The organism is bacterium, from assembly GCA_040757115.1.
GTDB lineage: Bacteria > UBA9089 > CG2-30-40-21 > CG2-30-40-21 > SBAY01 > JBFLXS01.
In genome coordinates this window covers 1-5,829 of sequence record JBFLYA010000234.1, presented here as the reverse complement: position 1 = coordinate 5,829, position 5,829 = coordinate 1, and the positions used below count along the sequence as shown (strand labels likewise).

The following is a 5,829-nucleotide window of genomic DNA, read 5'->3' as shown; positions in this document are numbered from 1 at the left end:
TAAACGGTACCATCCCGGCAATTGTAAATAAAACCGTTGGGTCAGTCGGCACCAGCGAGGCACTTGTTTTAATCGTATGGTCAAGTGCGCTAAAATAATCTAAGAATTTTGTGCGAATTTCTGTTCCAGTCATTTATTCTCTCCTGAAAATAAGGAAGTAGAAAGTAGAGAGTAGAAAGTAGAAAGTAAAGAAAACATCACTCCTCACGCCTATCTCCTTCCCCCCTTCTATCTCCTACCTACTATTTTCATCCTCGTTTGTGAACCCACGGTTCATGAGCGTTTCCCCTGAAAATCGGGACTCGGGACTCGGGGATTCTTTTATTCCCGAGTCCCGAGCCCCTTAATTTTCATCTTCCTTTGTAGTATAGCACACATATAAAATTATTGCAAGAAAAAAATAAGTTGACATTATTGAAGAATTGTGGTAATGTAAAAATGATGCAGTCGCAAAAAGGAGGTGAGAAAAAAATGAAGCTAAATAAAGTAGCCTTAGGATTAGCAGGCGGTATCGTATGGGGACTAACAGTTTTTATCGCCACCATCTGGGTTTTACTTATCTCCCCGCCACCTGCTGGAGGTAACCATCTTGAATTGTTAGGCAAGTTCTACATTGGATACTGTGTTAATTGGCCTGGCAGTCTCATTGGTCTTGCCTACGGGTTTGTAAATGGGTTTATTACCCTCTGGGTATGTGGTTGGTTATACAATAAGTTTAGCAAAGCCCAGTAAGAAAAAAGGTAAGCGTTCAGGTGGTGTAACAAAAGGAGATGTGGAGATTAAGGAGATAGGGAGATATTATTAAAAAAATTGAAATTAATAGAAACTAATAGAAATTTATGGAAATTTGTTGTTTTCCACAATCAATTTCTACCTATTTCTATAAATTTCAATCTATTTCTATTATCTTATCTCCATATCACTCTTATCTCCTTATCCCCTTTCTTACACTTTTGATATATAGCCTGAACGGTTACCAAATTTCGATTAATAAGTGGTAACCGTTCACCGCAGAGACACAGAGACGCAGAGAAGAAAATTAAAATTTATTGATAACTATTCAGCCACAGATGGACACAGATGAAACACTGATTTTATTTTTTATCCGTGCTAATCCGTGTTAATCAGTGGCTGAATAGTTACTTTATTTCTATGTCTTCTCTGTTCCTCTGCGTCTCTGCGGTAAGTTACCACCTGAACGGTTACTGGAAATATATTGTTTTTACCCAAATTTTTTCCCCATCGGTCTTAACAGTTACCGCCCCATGAATATCTGTTTGATAAATTTTAGTTCCTATTTTTTCATAACCTGCTATAACTTCTTTATGGGGAAAATTAAATCTATTATCTCTACCTACCTGTATTATGCCTATTTCTGGATTGACTTCCGTGATAAATTCTGAGTAATAAGCATTTCTGCTTCCATGATGAGGTATTTTCAATACCATTGCAGAAAGCATTTCTTTAAAAGGCAATAATTTTTTTTGTGCTTCTTTTTCAATATCTCCTGCAAACAAAAAACTTATTTTATTGAACAATATTTTTACTACTACTGAATTATTATTATCTGAACTTTCAGCCATAATGTCCGAAGGATGCAGGATATAAATTTCTATTCCTGGATAACCGCTAATTTTGTCACCTCTTTTAACCACTTTATGACAAATGCCTTTTTCTTTAATTATCCGGGATAATTCCTGGTTTTCAATGCCATTACTCAGAACAAACTTTCTGACTTTAAAATTCTTGAGTACCGACAATAAGCCACCATAATGGTCAATGTCATTATGACTGACAATGACGACATCTAAATTTAATATCCCTTTACTTGTGAGGAAAGGTAAAATAATCCTTTCGCCTGCATCAAAAAATCCCGATGGTCCTCCATCTATGAGCATATTACTGCCTTCAGGAAACTCCAGGAAAATCGCATCTCCTTGACCTACATCCAGAAATGTAACCTTCATTATCCTGGATGAGTTTTTTACTACCCCGCCGGTCCATAAAAATATGTTAATTAAGATTAAAATCCCAATAATAACCTTTGTTGTCCCAATCCTTTTATGCCTGGTTATTGCCCATAAGATAAGGTAATAACTACCAATATCGAAAAAGGTTGGGGTAGCAAGATAAATATAAGCATAGGGTATCCGGGCAAAGAAAAAGACACAGACCAACAAACTTGTAATGATGTAGGAAGTAGCTATGCCAATCAAATTAGCCAGCGGAATGAATATCATTCCGATAAAGGCTATTGCCAGACCAAGAATTAATATGATGCTGACTAACGGGACAACAATTATGTTGGCTAAAACAGTGATTAATGATAGTTTATTAAAATAAAATATAAGGATAGGAGATAGACCAATCTGGACGGCAACAGAGGTAGCGATAAGTTTGGCTAAATATTTTGGCAGAAACCATAATTTTGGCTCAATAAAAGGGGTAAAATAGAATAAACTAAAAACTGCAACAAAAGACAATTGGAATCCTATGTCAAATAATGTCAAGGGATTATGTAATAAAACAAGTAATGCCGCTAAAGCGAGGTTATGGTAAATATTTGTTTCCCGGTCGATAATTAAACCAATGATGATTGTTCCAGCCATAATCACGGCGCGGACAACCGAGGGACTTGCCCCGGTCACAATAGCAAAAATAATGAGCACAAAGAGCGTAAAAATTGACGATGTGCGTTTTGGCAAACAAATCAACCGATGAAAAATAAAAAAGAATATTAATCCAATTAATCCCACATTGAAACCAGATATGGCTAAGATATGAATTGTTCCTGTATCCCTGAACCAACCTTCAACTTCATCAGGTAACTGGGAGCGTTTTCCTAATAAAACACCATCTAAAAGAGAGGCGCAGGCAAACGGTTTATCAGGTAAAATTTTATAAATGACACTGCTTGCCTTATCTCTGATTTTGTAGGCAAACATAAAAATAGGATTAAATTTCCCTCGCCCTAATTTGACAATCTCTTTCTGCTCATAAATCCAGACAACTATGTGTATTTTCTTTCGGGCTAAATATTTCTGGTAATCAAATCCACAAGGATTTCGCAGTCCAGTGGACAATTTTAATTTACCCCTGAATTGGACTTTATCGCCATACTCAAATTTACATTTCTTTTCTTTTTTAATATTTACTAAAACAAGCCCATTGACTTTTAGCACCTTATCCGTTATAACTTTTTCTGTATGGATAATTAAATTTATCCTATCTTCGGTTATTTCTACTGGTTGTGCAACATCGCCAATTAAAACTACTTTATGTCCAACATACTTATTCAGGGAGTTAGAATACAAAAATCTTGAATGTCCCTCATGAAGCAATACTCCTATCGATATTATGCTTAAAAGGAGAAAGATATTGGTTGGGAAATGGAATTTTTTTATAAAGAAGATGGAAGTGAGGAGAAAAGTGATAGTTATCCCGATAAAAATAATAAAAAGAGGAATATCGATGAAGTTCCCAATTATTATGCCCAGGATATAGAAGCAAGTAAGTTGGGTTAATGGAGTCATTTGTTCAATGTCCAGTGAAACTACGCGTAATTATTCAGCCACAGATAAACACGGATGAAACACTGATTTTTAATCCTTTGTAATAATTCAACCTGGTAACCGTTCAGGGCTATACATTAGAAGTGTAAACAAGGAGAAATGGGGAAAAAGGAGAATTGGAGAAATGGCTCAAACTTTTTCTTGCTCTAGCCTTCGGACATCAATCCTAGAGTCTGCGAAATTTACCAGTAACCCTATTTCTTTATCCACTGCTCTAATGTATGCTCTAACCTGATTATAATACTTCCCACTTATCTCCTCAACAGTTTTAATCTCTACCACAATCTCATCTTCAACAAAAAGATCAAGTCTATGAACCCCAACCTCAACACCTTGATAGAATATCTTGACTTCTTTTTCTGATTCAAAGATGATGTTCTGTCTTGCAAACTCAACCTTCAAGGCATTGTGATAGATGCTCTCCAGAAAACCAGGTCCTAATGTCGTGTTGAACAAATAACGCACGGAATTCGATTCTGGTAACTGGTGATTGGTAACTGGTAATTGGTAACTGGTAATTAAATACCGTTCGGCTGAGGTAATCGGACAGTTATTGATGGGAGAAAGGCATAAAGATTAAATTTCTCGCTAAGGCGCAAAGAACGCAAAGGAATAAATTATAATCTTTGCGAACTTTGCGTCTTTGCGAGAGAAAATTTCTATTTAGTTTTTATCACTGATAACTGAGGAATTACCGGCTGAGCTCAGGACGAAACTATTTAACCAATTACCAGTTACCAATTATCCGTTTGCAGGTTATGAAATCTGATGATACGCCGTGCAAAACTTACTCAACACTACAATATCTTGTCCAAATGGCTCCTGCGTGCAATCCTGCCTCACATGAAACAGCTGATACAACGCGCCAGAGCCATCTCTATAGACTCTTTCCTGCCTGAGATTCTTATCTTAACGATCAATTATGGGTTATGACCCACAAGATGCATATCTGCCTTGAGCGGTAGTTCAAACAAATCTTTTCGTATTGATTTCTCTTTCCGCCAGCCTTCTGGCAATGTAGGCTGTGATAATCCAATAAACTTTGTAAGCATAATTACCCATTGAAATACTACAAAACTTTGTAACCGTTCAGGCTATATATCAAAAGTGTAAGAAAGGGGATAAGGAGATAAGAGTGATATGGAGATAAGATAATAGAAATAGATTGAAATTTATAGAAATAGGTAGAAATTGATTGTGGAAAACAACAAATTTCCATAAATTTCTATTAGTTTCTATTAATTTCAATTTTTTTAATAATATCTCCCTATCTCCTTAATCTCCACATCTCCTTTTGTTACACCACCTGAACGCTTACAAAACTTTCAATCAGGGCACAGTTCCCCGCTGTCCACTGCAACGCCTGGTTAGGCAACCTTCTGGAGTGTATTCACCAACTCTCTACCAGAAAGTGGAGAAGGTAGCGGTTTACCATCCTGTCGATAAATTCTTATCGTTTCTGCTACAATCTGGCATAACTCGTCGAAAACCCTGTATTCATTATCTCCATGGCACCCTCCGTAGAAAAGCTCTGGACAACTGCCTATGAAGCACCCATCTTCATCAGACCACTCCACAATCTTTACATATCTAGATTCTTCATTCATTTCTTAGCCTCCTCTATGGCAAGGCGGACAGCTTTTTCTTGATAGTGCTTTGCGTCATCGCCTTCTTTCCCTGAAATAGTAATCGGCTTCGTGACATTTGGATGAGTAAAGTTACGATGATCTCCTTTGCCACCTCTGTCAACAAAACCTGCTTTTTGTAAATCTCTTATGAGCTCCCTAATCTTCCTTGGCATTTTCTATCCTTTTGCCTAACCTTAGATTATCTTGCCTATTAGCAGTTTTATTTTACTTCGACCAAATGGTAACATAAATAAACTAACTTGTCAACAAAAATTTAAAAATTTTAGTTGACAAACAATGAGTGATATGCTATAAATAATAGAAAATAGTCAGATAGGTAAAGGAAGTCCTTGTGAGATTCAAGGCACTGCCCCGCAACGGTAATATCATTTAAAAAATGATGAGTCCGGTCGATTACCTATTATGGAGCATTACTTTCGCGGGAAAGAAAGAAAAAATTAAAACCCAATCTTATCATTGCGAAGGTTGGGTTTTTTGTAACTGTTCAGGCTATATATCAAAAGTGTAAGAAAGGGGATAAGGAGATAAGAGTGATATGGAGATAAGATAATAGAAATAGATTGAAATTTATAGAAATAGGTAGAAATTGATTGTGGAAAACAACAAAT

Annotated in this window: 10 protein-coding genes and 1 riboswitch; of the genes, 3 read left to right on the top strand and 7 right to left on the bottom strand. The window is 36.4% G+C overall.

The window, feature by feature from the left end:
• Nucleotides 1-133: alanine--tRNA ligase-related protein (locus AB1422_15810; protein ID MEW6620775.1), on the bottom strand; the 133-nt coding region annotated here is incomplete at its 3' end.
• Nucleotides 134-471: 338 nt separating this feature from the next.
• On the opposite strand from AB1422_15810, the gene AB1422_15805 reads away from it, so the two are divergent.
• Together AB1422_15805 and AB1422_15800 are read left to right on the top strand one after the other, a co-directional pair.
• Complete coding sequence (locus AB1422_15805) at nt 472-732, top strand: hypothetical protein (GenBank protein MEW6620774.1); 261 nt, start codon at nt 472-474, stop codon at nt 730-732.
• A gap of 107 nt (nt 733-839) precedes the next feature.
• Nucleotides 840-1,001: a hypothetical protein gene (locus AB1422_15800; protein MEW6620773.1), complete on the top strand. Its 162-nt coding sequence runs from the start codon at nt 840-842 to the stop codon at nt 999-1,001.
• Nucleotides 1,002-1,202: 201 nt separating this feature from the next.
• Here AB1422_15800 and AB1422_15795 read toward each other — a convergent pair whose 3' ends face one another.
• Entirely contained in the window at nt 1,203-3,413 is a 2,211-nt protein-coding gene (locus tag AB1422_15795; protein MEW6620772.1) for a DNA internalization-related competence protein ComEC/Rec2, read from the bottom strand.
• Between AB1422_15795 and AB1422_15790 the strand changes: the two genes are divergently transcribed.
• Nucleotides 3,390-3,524, top strand: coding sequence for a hypothetical protein (locus tag AB1422_15790; GenBank protein ID MEW6620771.1), 135 nt, complete (start codon nt 3,390-3,392; stop codon nt 3,522-3,524). The two genes, AB1422_15795 and AB1422_15790, sit on opposite strands and share 24 nt — an antisense overlap.
• A 177-nt stretch (nt 3,525-3,701) precedes the next feature.
• On the opposite strand, the gene AB1422_15785 is transcribed toward AB1422_15790, so the two are convergent.
• From AB1422_15785 to AB1422_15765, 5 genes are all read right to left on the bottom strand, one after another.
• Nucleotides 3,702-4,037, bottom strand: a complete 336-nt coding sequence (locus tag AB1422_15785; protein ID MEW6620770.1) for a GxxExxY protein — start codon at nt 4,035-4,037, stop codon at nt 3,702-3,704.
• Nucleotides 4,038-4,492: 455 nt separating this feature from the next.
• Nucleotides 4,493-4,624 carry a hypothetical protein gene (locus tag AB1422_15780; protein MEW6620769.1) on the bottom strand — a complete coding sequence of 44 codons (132 nt, stop codon included), beginning with the start codon at nt 4,622-4,624 and terminating at the stop codon, nt 4,493-4,495.
• A gap of 17 nt (nt 4,625-4,641) precedes the next feature.
• Nucleotides 4,642-4,791 carry a hypothetical protein gene (locus AB1422_15775; protein ID MEW6620768.1) on the bottom strand — a complete coding sequence of 50 codons (150 nt, stop codon included), beginning with the start codon at nt 4,789-4,791 and terminating at the stop codon, nt 4,642-4,644.
• A 148-nt stretch (nt 4,792-4,939) separates the two neighbouring features.
• Nucleotides 4,940-5,179: a type II toxin-antitoxin system HicB family antitoxin gene (locus tag AB1422_15770; protein ID MEW6620767.1), complete on the bottom strand. Its 240-nt coding sequence runs from the start codon at nt 5,177-5,179 to the stop codon at nt 4,940-4,942.
• The gene (locus AB1422_15765) at nt 5,176-5,373 is read right to left on the bottom strand and encodes a type II toxin-antitoxin system HicA family toxin (protein ID MEW6620766.1); all 198 of its coding nucleotides are present in this window, start codon (nt 5,371-5,373) and stop codon (nt 5,176-5,178) included. The genes AB1422_15770 and AB1422_15765 overlap by 4 nt, the downstream gene beginning before the upstream one ends.
• Nucleotides 5,374-5,517: 144 nt before the next feature.
• A riboswitch (adenosylcobalamin (AdoCbl) riboswitch) is annotated at nt 5,518-5,662 on the top strand.
• Nucleotides 5,663-5,829 lie beyond the last annotated feature (167 nt).